This is a genomic window from Psychrobacillus sp. FSL H8-0487 (assembly GCF_038008385.1).
Taxonomy (GTDB): Bacteria; Bacillota; Bacilli; order Bacillales_A; family Planococcaceae; genus Psychrobacillus; species Psychrobacillus psychrotolerans.
This window is the reverse complement of record NZ_JBBOZA010000001.1, coordinates 760,763-781,520: the sequence shown is the minus strand read 5'-3', so window position 1 is coordinate 781,520 and position 20,758 is coordinate 760,763. Positions and strand designations below refer to the sequence as shown.

19 protein-coding genes are annotated in these 20,758 nt (G+C 32.8%); 1 reads left to right on the top strand and 18 read right to left on the bottom strand.

What is annotated here, in order from left to right:
* Window positions 1-28: 28 nt before the first annotated feature.
* The 15 genes from MHI47_RS03765 to MHI47_RS03695 form a co-directional block, all read right to left on the bottom strand.
* On the bottom strand, window positions 29-1,552 hold the full coding sequence (locus MHI47_RS03765; RefSeq protein ID WP_340829611.1) for a lipopolysaccharide biosynthesis protein: 1,524 nt from the start codon (window positions 1,550-1,552) through the stop codon (window positions 29-31).
* A 112-nt stretch (window positions 1,553-1,664) separates the two neighbouring features.
* Window positions 1,665-3,137: an O-antigen polymerase gene (locus MHI47_RS03760; RefSeq protein WP_340829609.1), complete on the bottom strand. Its 1,473-nt coding sequence runs from the start codon at window positions 3,135-3,137 to the stop codon at window positions 1,665-1,667.
* A 38-nt stretch (window positions 3,138-3,175) separates the two neighbouring features.
* Complete coding sequence (locus MHI47_RS03755) at window positions 3,176-3,820, bottom strand: glycosyltransferase (protein WP_340829608.1); 645 nt, start codon at window positions 3,818-3,820, stop codon at window positions 3,176-3,178.
* 227 nt (window positions 3,821-4,047) lie between these two features.
* Window positions 4,048-4,260: a hypothetical protein gene (locus MHI47_RS03750; RefSeq protein WP_340829606.1), complete on the bottom strand. Its 213-nt coding sequence runs from the start codon at window positions 4,258-4,260 to the stop codon at window positions 4,048-4,050.
* 146 nt (window positions 4,261-4,406) lie between these two features.
* Window positions 4,407-5,522, bottom strand: coding sequence for a glycosyltransferase family 1 protein (locus MHI47_RS03745; RefSeq protein ID WP_340829604.1), 1,116 nt, complete (start codon window positions 5,520-5,522; stop codon window positions 4,407-4,409).
* Between the two features lie 16 nt (window positions 5,523-5,538).
* Window positions 5,539-6,432 (bottom strand): ATP-grasp fold amidoligase family protein, encoded by an 894-nt coding sequence (locus tag MHI47_RS03740; RefSeq protein WP_340829602.1) that lies wholly within the window; start codon window positions 6,430-6,432, stop codon window positions 5,539-5,541.
* A 6-nt stretch (window positions 6,433-6,438) separates the two neighbouring features.
* The gene (locus tag MHI47_RS03735; RefSeq protein ID WP_340831997.1) at window positions 6,439-7,527 is read right to left on the bottom strand and encodes a glycosyltransferase family 4 protein; all 1,089 of its coding nucleotides are present in this window, start codon (window positions 7,525-7,527) and stop codon (window positions 6,439-6,441) included.
* A 111-nt stretch (window positions 7,528-7,638) separates the two neighbouring features.
* Window positions 7,639-8,277 (bottom strand): acetyltransferase, encoded by a 639-nt coding sequence (locus MHI47_RS03730; RefSeq protein WP_340829600.1) that lies wholly within the window; start codon window positions 8,275-8,277, stop codon window positions 7,639-7,641.
* 12 nt (window positions 8,278-8,289) lie between these two features.
* Complete coding sequence (locus MHI47_RS03725) at window positions 8,290-8,907, bottom strand: sugar transferase (protein ID WP_340829596.1); 618 nt, start codon at window positions 8,905-8,907, stop codon at window positions 8,290-8,292.
* On the bottom strand, window positions 8,907-10,022 hold the full coding sequence (locus MHI47_RS03720) for a DegT/DnrJ/EryC1/StrS family aminotransferase (RefSeq protein WP_340829593.1): 1,116 nt from the start codon (window positions 10,020-10,022) through the stop codon (window positions 8,907-8,909). Before MHI47_RS03720 ends, MHI47_RS03725 begins: the two co-directional genes overlap by 1 nt.
* A gap of 30 nt (window positions 10,023-10,052) precedes the next feature.
* Window positions 10,053-10,940, bottom strand: coding sequence for a UTP--glucose-1-phosphate uridylyltransferase GalU (galU, locus tag MHI47_RS03715; protein ID WP_340831996.1), 888 nt, complete (start codon window positions 10,938-10,940; stop codon window positions 10,053-10,055).
* The gene (locus tag MHI47_RS03710; RefSeq protein WP_340829591.1) at window positions 10,940-12,799 is read right to left on the bottom strand and encodes a polysaccharide biosynthesis protein; all 1,860 of its coding nucleotides are present in this window, start codon (window positions 12,797-12,799) and stop codon (window positions 10,940-10,942) included. Before MHI47_RS03710 ends, galU begins: the two co-directional genes overlap by 1 nt.
* 214 nt (window positions 12,800-13,013) lie before the next feature.
* Window positions 13,014-13,781 (bottom strand): tyrosine-protein phosphatase, encoded by a 768-nt coding sequence (locus MHI47_RS03705; RefSeq protein ID WP_340829589.1) that lies wholly within the window; start codon window positions 13,779-13,781, stop codon window positions 13,014-13,016.
* 64 nt (window positions 13,782-13,845) lie between these two features.
* Complete coding sequence (locus MHI47_RS03700; protein ID WP_340829587.1) at window positions 13,846-14,553, bottom strand: CpsD/CapB family tyrosine-protein kinase; 708 nt, start codon at window positions 14,551-14,553, stop codon at window positions 13,846-13,848.
* Window positions 14,554-14,559: 6 nt separating this feature from the next.
* On the bottom strand, window positions 14,560-15,294 hold the full coding sequence (locus tag MHI47_RS03695; protein WP_340829584.1) for a YveK family protein: 735 nt from the start codon (window positions 15,292-15,294) through the stop codon (window positions 14,560-14,562).
* A 168-nt stretch (window positions 15,295-15,462) separates the two neighbouring features.
* Here MHI47_RS03695 and MHI47_RS03690 point away from each other — a divergent pair, with 168 nt between their 5' ends.
* A complete protein-coding gene (locus MHI47_RS03690) occupies window positions 15,463-15,945 on the top strand; it encodes a VanZ family protein (protein WP_340829583.1) in 483 nt (160 codons plus the stop codon).
* Between the two features lie 18 nt (window positions 15,946-15,963).
* On the opposite strand, the gene MHI47_RS03685 is transcribed toward MHI47_RS03690, so the two are convergent.
* The 3 genes from MHI47_RS03685 to MHI47_RS03675 all read right to left on the bottom strand — a co-directional run bounded on the left by MHI47_RS03685 (window position 15,964) and on the right by MHI47_RS03675 (window position 20,694).
* A complete protein-coding gene (locus tag MHI47_RS03685; RefSeq protein ID WP_340829580.1) occupies window positions 15,964-16,722 on the bottom strand; it encodes a hypothetical protein in 759 nt (252 codons plus the stop codon).
* 212 nt (window positions 16,723-16,934) lie between these two features.
* Window positions 16,935-18,941, bottom strand: a complete 2,007-nt coding sequence (locus MHI47_RS03680) for an S-layer homology domain-containing protein (RefSeq protein ID WP_340829577.1) — start codon at window positions 18,939-18,941, stop codon at window positions 16,935-16,937.
* A 541-nt stretch (window positions 18,942-19,482) separates the two neighbouring features.
* Entirely contained in the window at window positions 19,483-20,694 is a 1,212-nt protein-coding gene (locus MHI47_RS03675) for an S-layer homology domain-containing protein (RefSeq protein ID WP_340829575.1), read from the bottom strand.
* Window positions 20,695-20,758 lie beyond the last annotated feature (64 nt).

Here is a 20,758-nt window from a genome sequence, read left to right as displayed (position 1 = left end):
CCAGATATTTATTGACAATAATCAAAACTTACTTCTTCTTTAATCCAATAAACAAATTGTTCGCTATATGTATTAGGTATTTAAATTCAGCAGTTCTATAAAATAGCAATAAAAACATGCCATTAATCACAAATATACAAATGAATAACTGAACAACAAAATTAAGCAATGTAACCCCAATGAAATATCCATTAACTTCCATCATAAAGATACCCATAGAAACAGTAACAAGACTGTATATAAAGTATTTAAAGAAAAAAGGAAATACTGGTGATTTAAAACCATACTTATAAAGAACTAATGGTTCAATCCAAAAACAAGTAGTAATAGTGCTTATAGTTGTACCAATAAAGACGCCAAGCATACCAAACTTTTGAACTAAAATTAATGATGCAATAAGATTGATAAATACTTCAAACAAAGGCTTGTATCGATCATACCAATATAATCCTAATGCTTCTTTAAAAGTTAAAACACTCTTTCTCATACCTGTTAGATAGAAATTTAAAATAATAACAAATATTATACTTATGTTCAAGACAAATTCTTTACCAATCCACAATTCAATGAATGGATTTATAAGTATTACTAACGAGATCGATATAAAACCATAAAGCCAAAAGTTTATAAAAAATACAACTTTAAATATATCTAAACTTTTTTCTTTACTCTCAGTTGCTCCTAAATTTCCTACACTAGCAGTTATTGATGCAAATATTTGCGATGTTATTAAATTTAATGCATTAATAATTAGCTGATAATTTGATAATACTCCCAGTGTGACTAGACCTGAAAATTTAGATATAATAATACTATCTGTAGAATTTACTACTACTCCGCCTAGTTTATGAGCAATCATAGCACGTACGTTTTTAGTAATTTCTTTAAATGTTTCTTGATCAACCTTTTGGATATTTTTTTCTTTTAAATAAGGATACAGTTTATCTGCTTTTTTTGAAACGACAATATTTTCAGCAAGTGTAACTAATATTTGACAAATAAGAAATAAAATAAAATTTTGTGTTAAATACAACATAAATATTTGAATAATATTTAATAAAATAAAAAATGAATATCTATAAATTGTGGCAATATAGCGCTTTTGGTCCGAAATGATTAAAGCTCGCTTATAAGAATAAAAGTAAGATATTGCTGAATTCAATACAAAAAGAAAGAAAATTAAATGGATGTAAGGAATATCTGGAATAGTTTTAATAAAAACTTCTAAAAAAGTCATCATCAAAAGTCCTAAAATTAAAATAAGTATTCCTATAGTAATATATGCTTTTTTATACAATCTCATCAGTGACTTTACTTTAGAAATATCTTTATGAGCAAGAGGTTTATATAAACTATAAGTTATTGCTGGACCTATCCCTAATTCTACTAAAGAAAGTAAACTTAAAATATTTGTAAAAAGACCATTAAGACCTAAATATTCTTTCCCCAAGATTTGAATAAAAACTATTCTAGCAAAAAAACTGATTAATAAACCTAAACTCTGCCCTGTAATAGCAAAAACTAAATTTACCATTGAACTTTTTATACGCATTTTTTTCCTCTAATTTATTAAATTTTCGAACAGTAAATTAATTTGGTTTCTAATTAAAACTAATACCAATTCCCGATTTGTTTGTTCGAATAGAATTTCCAACTTCCATATTTTAATTATATCGAATTTTATTTCTTTTCTTTTTACTTGAAATTTTCACTATTAAAATATATATAACTTGTGTACAAAATACACCAATCATAATATTTAAACTATATAAAATAGGTCCTGAAGCAAAACCAATAGATATAAATATATATATATATTTACTAAAAACATTACTTTCTCTATTTCCTTTTTTCTCAAACAGTAAAGCTAACTTAATAAATAAGCATGCTAAGATTGGTGATAACAAAAATCCGAAATAAAAATACCCTTGCCCTATCATAGGTATTATTTGATCAGCAAAGTTGGTATTTCCATATAAAGTATAATTAAACAACTTTGGTGTTGTCATCAAATCTTGAAAGAAAAATTTGATGAACGGAATGGAATTTCCTATATCCGATAAGAATATATTTATATTTATATCATCTCTCATTAAAAATGACACGGCTACATTTGCTGGTCCGCTAAAATATGCATTCAATATTGTGGATATCGAGCTTAAGAAATTATTATTGCTATTTGCACCTGATTTAAAGATTAAACCAGCAAAAACAAGAACAATAAAAAAGAGAACAAAAAACGGAATTTTTTTCCTTATATGAGTTGGGTAGATATTGTAAATAATTAAAAAAAGAGACAATGCAATAAGTATAGAGTTTGCTTTTTCAGAGGTCATAATTATTCCTGTTAAAAACACAACAAAAATCGATAAATTTACTGCAAATTTGGTATTAGCTTTTCCAAATTTTAGATTAATAAATTGAATACATAATATTGGAATTATTAGCTGCAGTATATTAAATATAAAAGTGAATAAAGTGAAAATAAGGCCCGGTACTATCTCTCGGACGTATATAGATTGAATTGCATGTTCTAATCTTCCTTGCTCTGAAAATTGAGTAAATAAACCTACATATGAAGCTACCTCTGGATGCAAAAATAATACTAAAATTTCAAAACTTATTAAACCAAATAGAAAAATTTTAAAAATTAGTGATTTTGAAATAAACTGTTCTTTTATCTTTATTTTTTTTGTTACGTTTCTTGCTGATAATGATAGTTTACTCACACTCAATGCCAACAAGCTAAAAACTATTATCATTTCAAATATCATTAATAAAATAGCATTATCAACATAAAATAAAACCTCTGTGTTTGTTATTTTTGAAGTATAACCACCAAAGCTCATAAAAACAGGAACAATTACTAGTCTCATAAAATACGTTGCTATAATAATAGTTACACTTATACTTCTAAAGAAATAATTATAAATATTTGCAAAAACACATGAGATTAAACCAAAGGATATAGGCAATAATGGTAATAAATTATAATAGGTAGGCTTATCATTATCAAATGAAATTATTAAAGTTGAAATTAAACTAATAGCTATAAGTATGAAAATGTATATGATCAATACATTAAACCGATTTGAATTTTTAGAATAAATTTTATTACTTTTATTTATTAAACTCATGTAAACAGTTCTCCATCAACCTAATTTTTATAAAGATTTTAGATATTATTTAAATATAGTTGTTCTAACTTCGATGATTCTTCTTTAATATCATAACCAGCATTATTAATTTCCTGATAAGTATTTTTTCTATTAAAACTATCTTTATAATTCAGTATTGTTTCTGCCCAGACTTCCACACCTACATTTAATGAAACTTGTTTAATATCGTTTGTAATTAAAGCCTCTTGCGGAATAGTATCTGAAATTACACAAGGTAATCCCGAAGCCTGTGCCTCAATAGCAACAATTCCAAGTCCTTCAAAATGAGACGGAAATACAAACACATCCATAGCCTGTAACAATCTTGAAATATCATTACGGACTCCAGTTAATATTACATGCTCTTTTAAACCTAATTCTTCTATTTTTTTCTCAATATCGTTTCGCAACTCGCCATCTCCAACCAATAAAAGAATAGCATCTTTATTTTTTTCATGTATGTTAACGAATATTTTAAGTAAAAATTCATGATTTTTTGAATATGATAGACGTCCAACATGTCCTATTATAAACTTTTTCTCAAGACCATATTGGGTCCTTACTTCCTTTCTTATTTTATCATTATATATATATTCTTTTGCTGGAATTGCATTCTTAATTAATATGTGTTCATTCTTGCCAAACATTTCCTTTGCAGCCATGGATGAACATGCTAATCTCAAGTCTACCATATAGTTCATAATAAATTTATTAAGATTATGAAGTATTTTTGTAATTTTCTTCGTGCCCTTCCATGTACTATGGCTATGCACGAAAACTTTTCTACCACATAACTTAGAAACTATTATTGGTTCTATACTGCTACATGTGTTTAGATGGACATGAATAATTTGATATTCTTTATGTTTTTTAATAAAATTATATACTGCTATAAAGTATTTAATTGGATTTTTTCTTCTAGTTGGCAGGGTGAAAATTCGACTTTTTTTTTAAGAATTTCATCTTCAAAGTATAAATGATCTCCTGTTTTTACAAAATCAATCTTAATATTTTTATTATCAAATTCACGCCAAAAATTAATAATAAAACTTTCTGTGCCACCAAGATTCTCAGTCATTCCAAAATATAAAATTTTTTTCAAATTAATGATCCTTTCGTACAATTAGCATTTAATATCTTTGAGCCTTACTAAGGCTACAAAGTATTTTTAGATTTGCAATGGTTTTTAGATTAGTTATCATAATTTCTCAATTAAGTTTTAATTTCTTTTAGATAGTAGGACTAAGATTATATTAATTCTTTAAGGGAATTCAGGTAGAAATATTCCAACTCATTTTTTTGTTCAGCAATGTCAAATTTTGCTTTGTTTATTTCTTGAAGAGTGTTTTTTTTCTTATGATTACCCAATTTTAAAATTGCATTAGCCCACTCATTTGGACTTTTACTTAAAGATATCTTTTCTATTATATTAGTAATAAATGCTTCTTCTGGAATATATTCAGATACTATGCATGGAACTCCAGCGGCCTGCGCTTCAACTGCGACTATCCCAAGGCCCTCAAATCTAGAAGGAAAAACAAATACATCCATTACTTGTAACAGCTCATTTACATTAGTAGAAACACCTGTAAAGATCACACTTTCTTTTAATTTTAATTCTTCTATTTTTTTTTCTATTGAACTCTGAAGAGGACCCTCACCGATCAATACTAATACTGAATTTGGATCTTTTTTATAAATTTCATGAAATATATCAACAAGAAAAAAATGATTTTTTTGTTTACTAAACCTACCAATATGACCTATTACAAATTTACCTTCGATATCCATTTGCTTTCTAATATTTTTTTGAGTAACTTCATTATATACATATTTCGAAGCATCTATTGAATTATTTATTACTTTAAATGTTCCATTAGAAGCTATTTCACGGCCAAATAACCACAATCCTGCCATTTCTGAACAAGCAAAATTGTGTGTTGAATACTTTGTTAACTTAGATTTAGTATAGATTCTAAAAGGTGTCTTTAAATCAAATGGTACATTCGCAATATGACTATGTGCAATTCTAATTGGAACCCCAGCCTTCATGGCAGCACGCAGTGGATACATACTGTATGTATTAATATGGGAATGAACTATTTTATACTCTCTATGATTGTCAAAAAATTCGTCCAATGAATTCAAATATTGCTGATGTTTAAACGGATTAATTGCAGGAACTGTGTATATTCTTCCTCCAAGTTCTGATATCTCATCGTCATAAAACCCCTTTTCACTCCTATGAGTTAAAAAGTCAAATTGTACTTTTGTTCTATCAATATTCCTGTAAAAATTCATCAATAACGTTTCGATCCCAGCGGCATCCATCTTTGTAACAATATGCAAAATACGAATTAACATTACTAATCTTCCTCTTTTATATTTTTTCTGGCAAAATGAATTGCTTACCTAATTCAAAATCAAACTCATCTGGATAAAATTGAACATACCCAGACCATGGATAAAATGTTAATTCTCCGAAATACACCTTACTGTTTATCCAATATAAATCAACGCGGACAAATGGAAAGTCTACAGCAAGTATATTAGCAACTCTCAACATCTCTTTAATTCCTTCTGGCTTTGGAACACAATCCCCAAAGTTCGGGTGATCAGTACTGACATCAATAAAATTCCAATCCGCATCATAGATATTCCTTTTATGATCTATATTTCTATCAACATCGAATACAATGTATTTGGCCTTTCCATTAAAACAAAAGAACTTATAATCATTAATTCCCTCAAAAAGGTTATTATCATCTTCCAAATACTCTTCTACTATTATTTTAGGAGGAACATCTTTATATGACCACTCTCTTCCTGACGAAAAGTTATCCCTTAACATCCATTCATTTAGAGACCGCTTTACTGTATCTAGTTGTAATTCTGACTTATCTTTACATAAAATATTTGTCCCACTACCATTAGTAGTCTTCATAACAAATTTTTTGGGTAACAAATCTAAATCAATTTGGTCTATACTTTCATAAACATTGTATAGCCTATTCAATATATTATCTAACCCCTTATTTTCAATATATTTTCGCACATTATACTTATCAGCACATATAGTCATAAGAGGAGTTCTGTAATATATCTTGTACCATTGTAACTTTTCAGTCCACCGTTGGGGTTTTTTCAAATTTAATTTCGTACCCATTTTTATTCTATATTGTAGCTTAAGCATCCAAGAATCCGGAATAAAACTTAGATAATGTAAAATTTTAAATCGCAACTCTTTATTCTTTATTATTTTTTTATAATCCAATCTTCATCACCTCATGGCTTTTTCTATCTCTTCTTTATATGATTGCACCACTATTTTTCTATCAAACTCATTCTCCATTTTCTTTCTTGCTGAAATTCCCATTTGCTTTTTAGTTTTATTATCTAACTTTAAAAACTTTTCTATTTTTTCGACTAAATCTTGACTATTTTTTTGCTCTATAAAATAACCATTTTTACCATCCTCGATTATTTCTCTACATCCCGCTCTATTTGTTGTTATCATTGGCCTTCCACAAGCAGCACTTTCAAGTAAAACGTTAGACATACCTTCTGGATAATACGTGGGATGAATTGTACAGTGTGAATTCACATGAAACTTTCGAACGTCACTTTGCATACCATGGTATTGAACAATACCTTTATCCTGCAACTCTTTTAAAATGTCTTCATAAGCATCTTCACAATAACCTAAGATATGAAATGCAGTATTTGTGTATTTTTTTCTAATGTATTCAGCAGCCTCTAGATACTGATCAATTCCTTTTTCTTTCATAATACGAGCAATAAAAAGAAAATTAACTATTTCACCCGATGGGTAATCCATTATTGAATATCGCTCGAGATTAACACCTGAACCAGGTATCAATCTATGATTGCTAATTGCAATTTTATCCGTAATAAAGTCTTGATTTTCTTTGTTTTGAAAAAATACACATTTAGCTGTTTCTAGTGATATCTTATACAAAAACAATGTTATACGTTGTAATATACTGCCATTTTCAACCGCAGTACCTAAACCAGTAATATTTGCAATGTAAGGAACTGCAATCATTCTAGATGCCATTCCTCCATAAATATTTGGTTTTATAGTATATGTTAGAACGACATCTGGCCCGATTTCTTTAATAATACTCCTATAATTCAAGAACAACTTAATATCCGTTAATGGATTAGTGCCTCTTCTACTAATTGGTGTGTCAATAAATTTACAGCCTAACTCTTCTAGTTTAGGGATTAAGTCTCCATAAGGAAGTGAAATATATACCTCATATTGTTTTACTAATTCTTCTATGAGCTCCTTTCTAAATTTAAACAAACCAACATCATTATTTGCCAATATTAGGATTTTTTTCATCATTGTCTCTCCTTACCAAACTTCTTATGAGATTTATCTCTAATCAACATGTCATTTATACCTAATTCAATAGTTAGTAGCGGTTGGCATTGAGTAGAAAAATACTAAATATTAATTATGAAATTTAATTGGTTTTGCAGGTGCCCCCACAGCTGTACAGTTAGCAGGTAAATCTTTTACAACCACGGAACCTGCTCCAATAACAGTATTCTCACCAATTTTCACACCTTGAATGACAGCCGATCCGGTTCCAATACTTACACATTCCTCGGTCTTCACAAAACCAGAAACGTTTACACTCGGTAGAACAGTTGTATAATTACCTAGCACCACATCATGTCCAATCGTACAGTTTAAGTTAATGATTACATGGTTACCAATTTCAATATTAGTTGTAATAATGTTAGCTGCGCATATTATAGAACCTTCTCCAAATGATACTTGGTCTGAAAAAATAACGCTTGGGTGAATTAATACTGGATAGGTATTCTCACTCTCTATTAGTCTTCCAATTACTTTCTTTTTCACTATTGTATCTCCGATTGCATTCACTAAATTAAGCTTTTGATTTTTGAGCCATTCAATATTGCCAATAACTTTATATCCATTTATATTTGTACCTTGAATGCTTTCATTATCATCTACAAACCCGATAATATTCCATTCTTCATTAATTTTATTTATATCTTCAATTAACCAAGCAACTTCTCTTCCAAATCCACCTGCTCCAATTATCACGATATCTTTCATCTAAATACTCCCCTATCTTTTACTTCCTTTAAAAGGTTCCATCGTTGCAGTACTCTCTGAATTAATACCTTCCCTTACAAAAACCTTCTTAATAGTAAGGAAAATAATCTTCCAGTCTCCCAGAAAGCTCACATTGTCTACATACTCTACATCCTTTTTAAACTTACCTTCCCAACTAATAGCATTCCTACCACTAATCTGTGCCAAACCAGATAAGCCTGGTCTAACATCATGACGTCGTTTTTGATGAACATTATATAGAGGTAAATATTGGACTAATAATGGTCTTGGTCCTACAATTGACATATCACCTTTTATTATATTAAATAGTCCCGGAAGTTCATCAAGTGATGTAGAACGAAGTATTCTACCAAACTCAGTGAGTCTCACACTGTCAGGTAATAACTCCCCATTCGCATCTCTCTGATCCGTCATCGTTCTAAACTTATACATCATAAATATCTTTTCATGAAGTCCTGGTCTCTCCTGCTTAAACAATATTGGACCCCCAAGCTTAACTCTTACAAGAATAGCAACTATCAAAAGAATTGGACTTAATACAATAATAGCCATTAAAGATAATATGAAATCAATTATTCTCTTTACATACCTTTTATAAAAGCCATTCATTATTCTTTCCACAACCCTTTAATAATCTCACAAACTCTCTTCAAATCCTCATCCATCATCTTCGTATCACTTGGCAAACAAATCCCATTCTCAAACAACTTCTCCGAAACATCTGTCCCAACAAAGTCATACTTCTCAAAGAAAGGTTGCAAATGCATAGGCTTCCATACAGGTCTTGACTCAATATTTTCTTTTTCAAGAGCATCCATTACGTCAATTGGTCTAATTTTTCCATATAAATTCATACCACTTAACCAATAGTTAGGCTCATTCCACTCATTACTAGGCATGAACTCAATACCTTCTAGCCCATTAAGTTCTCTTTTATAAAATGCAAGAATATAATTTTTCTTAGCTACTCGATCTTTCAACACTTTAAGCTGTCCTCTACCAATACCAGCAACTACATTGCTCATACGGTAATTGAAGCCAAGTTCACTATGTTGGTAATGTCTGGCTTGATCTCTTGATTGAGTAGCCCAAAACCTAGATTTTGCGATTCTTTCTTCATTATTAGAAACTAGCATTCCGCCACCTGAAGTGGTAATGATTTTATTCCCATTAAAAGAGAAGATGCCGTAATCTCCAAAAGTTCCAGTGTGTTTACCTTTATAGTAAGTTCCTAGTGACTCGGCAGCATCTTCTATAAGAGCAACATTATGTTTTTTACAAAGTGCTACTATTTTGTCCATATCCGCAGACATTCCGTAAAGATGTACGACAATCACTGCTTTTACATTCGGATATTTTTCAAAAGCTTCTTCCAAAGCCTTCGGACACATATTCCATGTTTCATAATCGCTATCTATAAATACAGGAATAGCATTTTGATAAATGATTGGGTTAGCTGTAGCCGAGAATGTGAGTGTAGAGCAAAAGACGATATCTCCTTCACCTACATTTGCTGCTTTAAGAGCCATGTGAATGGCAGCTGTTCCCGAAGTTAATGCTGCAGCTGCTTTAATACCAACCATATCAGCTAGTTCATTTTCAAATTGATTAACATTTTCTCCAAGTGGAGCAATCCAGTTTGTATCAAATGCTTCTTGAACATATTGCTGTTCATAACCTTCATCACTCATATGTGGAGATGATAGGAAGATTCTTTCACTCATTTATATGACTTCCTTCTATTATATAGTGGATTATTTTCTACTAAGATTCTTCTCATGCTCTAATAAATTTTCTAAATAAAGAAGTAAATCCGTTTTTAGCTCATCTCGTTGAAGTGCCATCTCAATAGTAGTCTGTATAAACCCTAACTTCTCCCCAACATCATACCGCTTACCCTCAAAATCATAAGCATACACCGTCTGCATTTCATTCAAATACTGAATCGCATCCGTCAACTGAATCTCTCCACCTGCTCCTTGTTCCTGTCTATCCAAGAACCTAAATATCTCAGGAGTTAATATATATCGCCCCATAATAGCCAAATTCGATGGTGCAGTCCCAGCAGCTGGTTTTTCAACAAAGTTACGAACTTCATAAGTACGACCAACTTGGGCTAAAGGATCTATAATACCGTAACGGTGAGTTTGATGATCTTCTACTTGTTGCACGCCTATAACGGACGTTTGTTTTTTATCAAATACATTCATCAGTTGTTTTAAACCTGGTGTTTCCGCTTGGACTATATCGTCTCCTAGTAATACGGCAAACGGTTCGTCCCCTATAAACTTGCGTGCACACCATACAGCATGTCCGAGACCTTTTGGTTCTTTTTGGCGAATATAGTGGATTTCAATGTTTGCAGATTTACGTACATCTGCAAGGACATCCGTCTTGCCTTTGTCTTCGAGTAGCTGTTCTAGTTCAAATGAGTTATCGAAATGATCTTCAATCGATCTTTTCCCTCTACCTGTTACGATAATAATATCTTCAATACCTGATTCAATTGCTTCTTCCACAATATATTGAATGGTTGGTTTGTCGACAATTGGTAGCATTTCTTTCGGCATTGCTTTCGTTGCAGGAAGGAAACGGGTTCCAAGTCCAGCTGCTGGAATAATAGCTTTTCTTACTTTTTGCATCATATTGCCCCCTGATGTGTTGCACTTGCCTCTTTCATCGAAACTAATGACTCTACATTCTTCCGATTAGCAAGTCCTATTAGTAATTCCTTCATTTCATCAATTGAAATCTCTGGTAACTTCCCAATCACATATTCCAACTCCATCTGACTTATCGGAGTTGCTGCACCAATATGAATTTTCGGAAATATATACTTACTCTGAATCTCATCTTCATCCAGTAGTTCTTCAAATAGCTTCTCTCCAGGTCGAATACCTGAATAATTTATACCTATTTCCTCAACGCTATAGCCCGATAGCTTGATCAGATTTTTAGCTAAGTCAACAATTTTCACTGGCTCACCCATATCGAGCACGAAAATTTCTCCACCACTTGCAAGTGTTCCCGCTTGAATGACTAGTCTAGATGCTTCTGGAATAGTCATGAAATAACGAGTCATTTCTGGATCTGTTACTGTTATTGGTCCACCTACTGCAATTTGCTTTTTAAACAGTGGTACAACACTACCTCTAGATCCTAATACATTTCCAAAACGCACAGCGGCAAATTTAGTTTTACTTTCTTTCGCAAGATTCTGAACAATCATTTCTGCAAAACGCTTCGTAGCGCCCATTATATTAGGAGGGTTCACTGCTTTATCTGTAGAAATCATGACAAAATGGCCTACGCCAAACGTATCTGCTGCCTCTGCCACATTTTTCGTTCCAAATATATTGTTTTTGACTGCTTCCATAGGGTTGTACTCCATTAACGGAACATGCTTATGAGCTGCCGCATGATAAATCACATCTGGTTTATGCTCGGACATAATGTCAAAGATACGATTGCGATCCTGTACATCTGCAATGAGTGGAATTATTTTAGTATTTGATGCAACCTTTTGTCGTAGTTCCATGTCTATTGTATATATAGAGTTTTCACCGTGACCTAGAAGAATTATTTCTTTAGGGTTAAATCTTATTACCTGTCGACAAATTTCAGAACCAATCGAGCCGCCTGCTCCGGTTACTAAAATCTTTTTATCGGTTAGTTTAGAGGATATGGCATCTAAATCTAATTCTACTTCGTCACGACCAAGTAAATCTTCAATTCTCACATCTCTTATTTCGTTGACTGAAACTTTTCCTGTCAGCAAATCCTCGATAAACGGCATTGTCTGTGTGTGAATACCTGTATCCAAGCATTTTTGCATAATAACTGCTATTGTAGATTTATCAAGTGAGGGTATCGCAATAATAATATGTTCGATATCTAAATCCAACACAGCATCTGCGATAATATCGGTTCCACCAAGTACACGTATATTAAAAATCTCTAGACCTTTCTTAGCTGATCCATCGTCTAAAAACGCTATTGGCTTTAGCGGAGAGTCTGTATTTTTTAGTAGTTGTCTAGCTATCATTGTCCCTGCAGAGCCAGCCCCTATGATTAATGTTCGTTTACGTTTCTCCGTCGACTTGTCTCCGGATATATAAGTATCTCGGAAAACTCTCCACGAAAGTCTAGATCCACCTATAAGTAAAATATGTAGCATCCAAGTGATGGATAGTGCACGTATTAATACATCCCCTCTTACTAAATATTGTACTAAAGCTACCGTTAAGATTGATAGAGTAACAGCTTTATAAATCGACACTAGCTCCCGTATAGATGCATATTCCCACACCTTCCGATAAAGTCCGTAATACATAGCAAATCCATGATGTGCAAGGAAAATCGCTAGAGAACTCATCAAAAGGAATGTATTACTTAAAAGATTATCAATTGGATATAAGATAAAGTAACCTATATAAATAGAAAATAATACGATAGCTGAATCGACAATGATGAGTAATGACATTCTCTTCGGCAATGACATTTGAACACTCCTTTTCAACAAAAAACTCCAAAATAACTACATGTAATTATAACACCCTGGAAATGTAATAGGAAAAAACATTCTATTAATATCCAAAATATTAGGAGAAGTAGTTACAAAGTTTCATTGTGATACATTCTTATAGGAATATTATGTGATAGGTTATATAATAGCCATTTCAATTTTCGTCATATACTTACTAAATTCGCACCTCTTAAGTAAAGATATTCCACCATTTCTGTCTTCCTAGTTCTTCTGGCTCTAAAATAATAATTTCGTTGTTTTCTATAATTCTTGCATTATTTTCGAGGAAAATATCGACAGCATCTAGTCTCTTATGCTTTTCTAAAAATCTTAATCCCGCATCAAACTTAAAGGGTCTCTTTTTCAAGTTATGAACATCCGATCCATACGTATGCACTAAGTTGGCATCTACTAACTCTAATGATAGCTTCTGAATGCCTCGTCCAAAATGCCCGGCTAGACTGCCAGCAGTTATTTGCGATACTGCTCCATGATTTATAAGTTTTGCCAATCGTGATGGATTTTCTGCAATTGCTTTGTTTCTTTCTGGGTGAGCAATAATAGGTAGTATATTCTCTGATAATAACTGGTGGATAATATCTATTGTATATTTCGGTATACCGCTAGATGGCAACTCTAACAATAAGTATTTGGATTCTGCTAACGTATGAATTTCCTTTTTTTTCAGTAGTTCTACTAAATTTTCCTTTAATCTTACTTCATGACCTCTATGCAATGTTAAAGGTAGCTGTCTTTCCTTTATCGCTTGTTGCAAAGAAGCTATTTGCTCTGTTACTGCAGCAGCACTCGCATTGTAATAGGGATGATGCGCATGAGAAGTGGATATTATCTCTGTAATCCCCTCTCTTATCGCTTGTTCAAACATCTGTATCGTTTCTTCTAATTGTGATGGTCCATCATCCACTGAGTATAATATATGGCTGTGAATATCTATCATGTTGAATTCTCCTATATCTTCTATATTAAGTAATAAAAAAAGAGCAAAAGTCACCTAAGTGCTTTTACTCAGTAGTTCCATAGTACTGATAGTAGTAATGATCCTTTTCAAGCTTGAAGTTATTCATAACAGTCCCGATAATCTTTGCTTTGGACGCTAGTAGCAACTCTTTCGCTTTTAAAGCACTATCCTTATCTGTAGATCCTGCACTTATGACTAGGATAGTACCTTCACTTTTGTTTGCCAAAATCTGTGCATCCGTCACCGATAACACGGGAGGCGCATCAAAAAGAATCAGGTCAAATTCCTTTTTAAGTTCTACTATTACTTCATCCATTGACTTAGCACTAAGTAAGTCAGCTGGGTTGGGGGGAATTGGACCACTTGTGATGATTTTTAAATTTTCTATGTCTGTTTCCTTTACTGCTTCCATCGCATCTATTTTTTTAGTAAGCAAGTTAGATAGCCCTATCGTGTTCGTCATATGAAACGTGTAATGCACAGTTGGCTTACGCATATCTGCATCTATCAGCACAACCTTTTTACCTTCTTGTGCAAATAAACAGGCTAAATTTGCCGATACGGTAGACTTACCCTCGGATGGTAAAGAAGAGGTAATTAGGAGTGTAGATAAGTCACCATCAGGCATCGAAAAGTTTATATTTGTACGAGTCGTACGAAATTGTTCGGATACAACCGACTTAGGATCTGTTACGACTACTAACTTACGTGCTACGTCTCTTAAACTATTTGTTTTTTTCTTATTCGCCATATTTACTTATACCTTCTTTCTTCGCGATTTGACATTAGTCATAACGTCCACATCTTTGTTCTCAGGGAATGGACTTATCAAGCCTAGTATCGGTAACTGAAGGAGGTCTTCCACATCTTGTTCTTTCCGGATGGAAGTATCTAGATATTCTAGTAAAAAAGCAATTCCTACTCCAAGCATTAACCCAATCACTCCGGCAATTGCCATATTCAGTATTTTGTTCGGTTTAACTGGTGATGGATTCTCCTGTTGAATTGCAGGGGATAGAATATTCACATTGTCGACATTCATCAATGTTTTGATCTCTTCTTGAAATACTGCTGCGGTAGTATTGGCTATATCTACTGCTCTAAAAGATTCAGGATCTTGTACGCTTATTGTTACTACTTGGGAATTTTGTTCACTCGTAACTGTGATATTTTTCGTGAGTTCAGCAGGTGTTGTATCCAAGTCTAAATTTTGAATTACCTTTGAAAGGATTGCTGGACTTTTAATAATCACGTTATATGTATTTATCAATTGAAGATTCGTTTGTATGTCTTGGGAATCATATTGTTGTTGCTGTTGAGGTGCCTTTTGCTGATTGACAAGAATTTGAGTTGAAGACTGATAGATTGGTGTTAAAAAGAAATAGCTAATAATACCTGCAATTACAACTGCTAGAAATGTTAATCCGACAATTAAAGACATTCTTTTCTTTATCGTTTTAAATAAATCTTGTAAACTAATCGTTTCTTCCATATGTACTATGTTCCCCTTCACTCTTCAATTGAATTTTCCTAATAGACTCTATTATAACATAATTGCTACTTGTTAGATGACAAATTCTCACAATTTTCGAGGGAATATGTATAACATTTGTTTTCTAAAGCAAATGAACTTCCCCCGAATATATGGTACTATTCTATTATGAAAAAACTAATATTTTTACTTATACTACTGTTTCTTTTGTTTTTCTCTTCTGGACAAACATACGAGGAACAGTCTCTTATACCCTTATTTGAAGACTTACTCACCTCCAAACCATTAGAAAGTCAGCTCAAGAAAATAGAATTACCATATTGGGGTCACACAATCTCCGTAGAAGAACGAGGTTATTATCATTTTGTTGAATTTATCATTCGAAAGAGTGCCCACTTCTTTCTCTTTGGTTTAGCCGCAATAGGTTTTTACGCTATTTTACCGAGGAATACACTGCATTTTTGGTTAGCTCTTCTGTGTACACTTATCTTGGCGCTTGCCGATGAATACCATCAACAGCTAACGGGAGGTCGGACTCCTTCAGGGCAAGATGTATTTCTTGATATGTGTGGTGCGGTAACTTTTTTAAGTGTTTACATTTGTATTAAGAGGATAATGCAAAAAACGTTAGATCCTAGTAAAAGGTCCTAACGTTTTTTGTAAAAGCTTTTATCTGCCGAGCGCTTTACTAATAATGCTATCTCTTCTTGCTTTTTTCGTAGCTTCATATTCGCTTTTAAAGCTATTTGCATATGATTTGTCAAAGCCATTTGCTGCCAGATCTTTTTCTACCGCTGCTAGAACTCCATTGAAAATGGTATCCGTATTTCCTTCTAGACCTTCTGCAGCAGCCATGTATTTATTGTAGAAATAACCGAAGTCAATTCCTTCCCCGTTTGTTTGCTTAGTTTTATACTCCGCTTTGGCACGGCCAATTAGTGCATTTATTTTTGCATCTGCTTGTCCTTCAAGCGCTGAAAAAGCAGGGATATACTTTTCTTTTATAGAACCAACTGTTGGTTCTGCTGTCGAACCGCCGGAGGATACTGGTGTAGTTGTCGATCCATCAGCCCCTGCTTCAGAAGAAGTATTATTGGAATTTGTTGACCCTTCTTGGCCTGAAGTTTCTGTTTGTTCAGGTGACCCATCAACTGATGTTGAATTTCCTGCATTAGAAACAGTTTGTGTTGAAGAATTGTCCTCTACAACATTTCCATCCTTATCCATCGTAATTTTACTACCATCTGGTAATTCCAACACATATGGATCTTCCACAATCTCTGAAACCTCATCATCTGCCACGTCATATGTTTTAAACTTAAATTCATATAGTAGGTAACCTACAGCTCCGAGGATAATAACTAAAGCTACCGATAAGAATATTTTCAGTTTTTTTCCTTTTCTACCTCTTTTACGTTTCTTCTTCATAAAAATCCCCTTTCTTGGAAAATAGTATATTAACACTAGTTTAGCATGTAGGCTGAAGTTCGTATAGAATATTGTGGGAATTTGGAGAATTATGGGGGGAGATATCACGAGATATATTATTATTCTAAATTTGTATAATTAAAAAACTCTACAAATCTATATAGAAAAGTAGAGTTTTTACTTATTTACTTCTTTACTTCTTTACTTCTTATTTATTTACTTTCAAAATTAAATACATAAGTAGTATTAAAAGGTTTTGAATCAATTGTTCCTTGTAATGATATAGTCAAAGAATTTCCAATTAGTAAATTCAGTGCAGTCTGGTCAGTAATTCCAGTATTAATAACTTCGTTTAACGCATTATTAATTATTGTTGCTACGTCTTGATTGTTATTGATATTTGGATCACTTATTACATAGTCACGACCATAAGCAGTGAAGCTAACTCTTGCAGAATTTACAACTGATCTATTTTTTAAAGGAGTAAATACATCAATGATTGCTGTTTCAAATTCTGAAAGGACTGCAGTCGAATTACTAGAGATTTTAACTGTAAATACATTGGTAGATTCATTTAAAGTTACAGTAAGATCATTAGTATTTCCTGCTCCTACATTTGCTGAAAGGGTAGTATTTAGTAATGTATTTCCTGGAGCATAATCGGTACCGGTACCGCCACCGCCAGATCCATTATCACCGCCGGTGCCGCCGCCTCCGCCAGATGCTGGAGGTGTCACTGGTGATGCATCAGGGTTTTTAACTCCGCCAATTTCTTGAATTTTATCTTTTACAGCGGAGAAGTTACTGATTAACTCTGAAGCAACTTTCCCTACTGGTAATACTAAATCTACTATAGATAGGCTAGTTCCTAGTGTTATTTTCAAGTCTTTATTTACCAGTTCAAGTGATTCGATTTTAGCAGTACCGTTTAATGCAAAGTTTAAAGCATTAACAAAGAATTCTTTAGTAGCTGCATTTAATGTTACTTCACTTACGCCAGTTCCTGCTGTTACGACTGGGATAGTGATATTGCTATCAGCAGTGATAGTAGCATTTGACTCTACATTCACTGAAGTTACAGAACTAGTACCTGTTAAGTTTAATAGTGCATTAAGTTTGTTTAAAACAACTTTACCAAGTGTTGAATTGGTGAAAGTGATTTTTGCATCAACTTTTACAGCCGCTGCAGATACACCTGTAGATTTGTTGGAAACTTCTGTGTTCCCTTTAACTACGATTTTGTCTGCTAGAAAGCTGTTTTCTACACCTTTACCAATTGCTAAGTTACCATTGATCGTAAGGTTTTTAACAGTTACATAGTCTCCATTTACTTTTACATCACTTGTAATAGAAGCGCTTGCTCCATCAAATACGATATTAGCAGCTTGTGTTCCATCAGCAGTAATCTCTAGAGATTTTACAGCAACAATTTGACCGTCTTTTTCAGTGAACTTAATATTTGCATTTTTAAGTGCCGCTGCGTTTGTCGCATTGAAAACTTTCTTCAAATCTTCCGCAACTGTATAAGTCCCAGCGGAAGTTTCTACAGAGTTATCTGACACACTTATTACTGTTACCGGTTTTGCAGCAGCTTCAGCGCGTACAACGAATGATGCCATTTGTCCACGTTTTACATTATCGTACGGAGAAAAAGTAGTTGCAGTTGTTCCAGTTGTAATTTCATTGTCTAGTAGAGTTTGAAGGTAACCATTGTACCAATCAGTTGCTTTCACATCTTTAAACTTAGTATCAGTAAGCTTTCCTTCTTTAAATCCGAATGCTAATGTGATAATTTTCGCCATTTGGCTACGTGTCAACTTTTCACCTGGAGCGTACGTACCATTTTCTTTACCTGATACAATACCTTCAGCTACAAGTGCAGCAATTGGACCATAGTATTCATTATCGGCTTTAATATCTTTGAAACCTGGATTTATAACGTTTTTAGTATCTAAGCCTAATGTTAGAGCAATAATTTTTGCAGCTTGTCCACGAGTAACGGAAGCTTCTGGTTTAAAAGTACCGTCTGTAAAACCTTTAATCACTCCTCTGTCAGATAAATCCATTACTGAAGTATAATGTGCATGTGTCGTTTTTAAATCGGAGAAACCTGCCGCTTCGGTGTTAAATGGAGCTACAGTTACTATTGCACCTGCTGCTACTGATGTTGCCAACGCTACTTTAAATAACTTTTGGTATGCTTTTTTATTATTCTTCATCCAATTTCCTCCTTGTTTGTTAAAAATATAATGATAATGTCCTATAAGGTCAACTATAACACATTAAAAGGCAATACTAAAACAAAATATTCCAAAAAAGTTCCCAATCAGGTCATTTTTTGTAATATTGTGGTATATTTTGCGGTACTATTACTTAAATTATTTTGAATCCTTCTAACAAATACTCCCCCTCTATCTTATTTATGAAACAAAAACAATATAAAGTTTCCATATGTTTCCCTTAAAAGATATTTAGAAGTTATTATTTTAAAATAGTTTTGTATATAAAAAATCATAAACTCTTCCCCATCTAAAATTAGAGACAGGGAGAGTTTATGTTTTAGTCCACATTATAGTTTATGAAGTTTTCTTAGGATATGCGAAAGGTTTTGACGATTGATCTCCATTTCTATATGCAGGGGTTATATACACAAGTCCATGTTTGAAAACACTGTACTGAGATACTTTTTTATGTTAATTTGGTTTTCATCTTCTTAGGAAAATCAACACGGGATTGTCATTTCAGCTGTGCTCTTGAAAATCACTCATCGTAAGGGAATTCTTTCGAAGAGGTCATTGACTTTCCAAAATACCCCATTAACCCTTCATTCTTCGAAAAATAGTAGGTTACTACTCCAAAAAACGGGTCATTTGTTGTCTGTTCAATTACAATTAGGTTATGAAATTCCTTATCACCAATGTCTTTCGTACCATTGATAGAAATGACCTTATTAGTAATTTTTTCTTCTCTTTCTTTCATAAGGATTTCCTTACTATCTATCCATTCACCATTTCCGTCATAAATCGCTTCATTGTAAGTATACTCCTTATATAAATGTCGAGAACTAGTTTTGTCACCTACAGTTACTGGGTAGTTTACCGTAACTTTAGGCGTCCAATGTGAGTCAAACGTAAACTGGGTTTTATCTTCACTATATGTGTGATTACTATCAGCATATTCATTTTCATCTGTTAAATGTAATGAATAAGTACCACTAGTTTTACTGCCTGTATAACTAGCTTTGTTAAAATAATCACCACTATAGCCTTCCGTTGAAGTATTGAAATAACTTAAATCTACTGGATTTTTATAATTTTTTGGAACTAGGCCTTGATAGAATCCTATCCCCACTTGTGGTTTGTTTACTGCGGTCGGACGCATCTCTGGATTAATTGAGCGTGCTAAAAATACCGAAAAATGTGCACGTGTTAATGTATTCTTTGGTTTGAATGATCCATCATCATAACCTGTTGTGATATTATTAGCTGCTAATTTTACAATATATTCATATCCCCAATAATCTTTTGATACATCAGAAAAAGTACCAGAATATGTTCCTGTTAGGTTGAATGCATTTGCCAAAGCACGTGCCATTCCTTCACGTGTGATAGGAGAGTTGGGAGAAAATTTAGTTCCTTTTGGAAAGATTCCATTTGCTGTAGCAATGGCAATTTCTTTATAGCTTGAATCTGTTGTTGGTACATCTTTAAAACCAGGATTCACTGTATCTTCATTTTCGAGCTTCAACGCTCTTACTAACATAACTGCAGCCTGTCGATTAGTCACCAGATTGGAAGGTTTAAATGTACTATCGCTATATCCGTTAATAATATTCAAACTAGATAAGTATGATATTTCTTTTTGATATGCATGAGTAGAAGGTATATCGCTATAACTAGCAGCATTCACTGTAGGTAAGGCAAGTATAAGAGAAAGAATTAATGCACTTATAAAAGTCACGATTTTTTTCATGTTTTTTCCACCTATTCTATTGTTATTGTATTTTAACTATTAAACCCTCTTAGAACTCTACTTA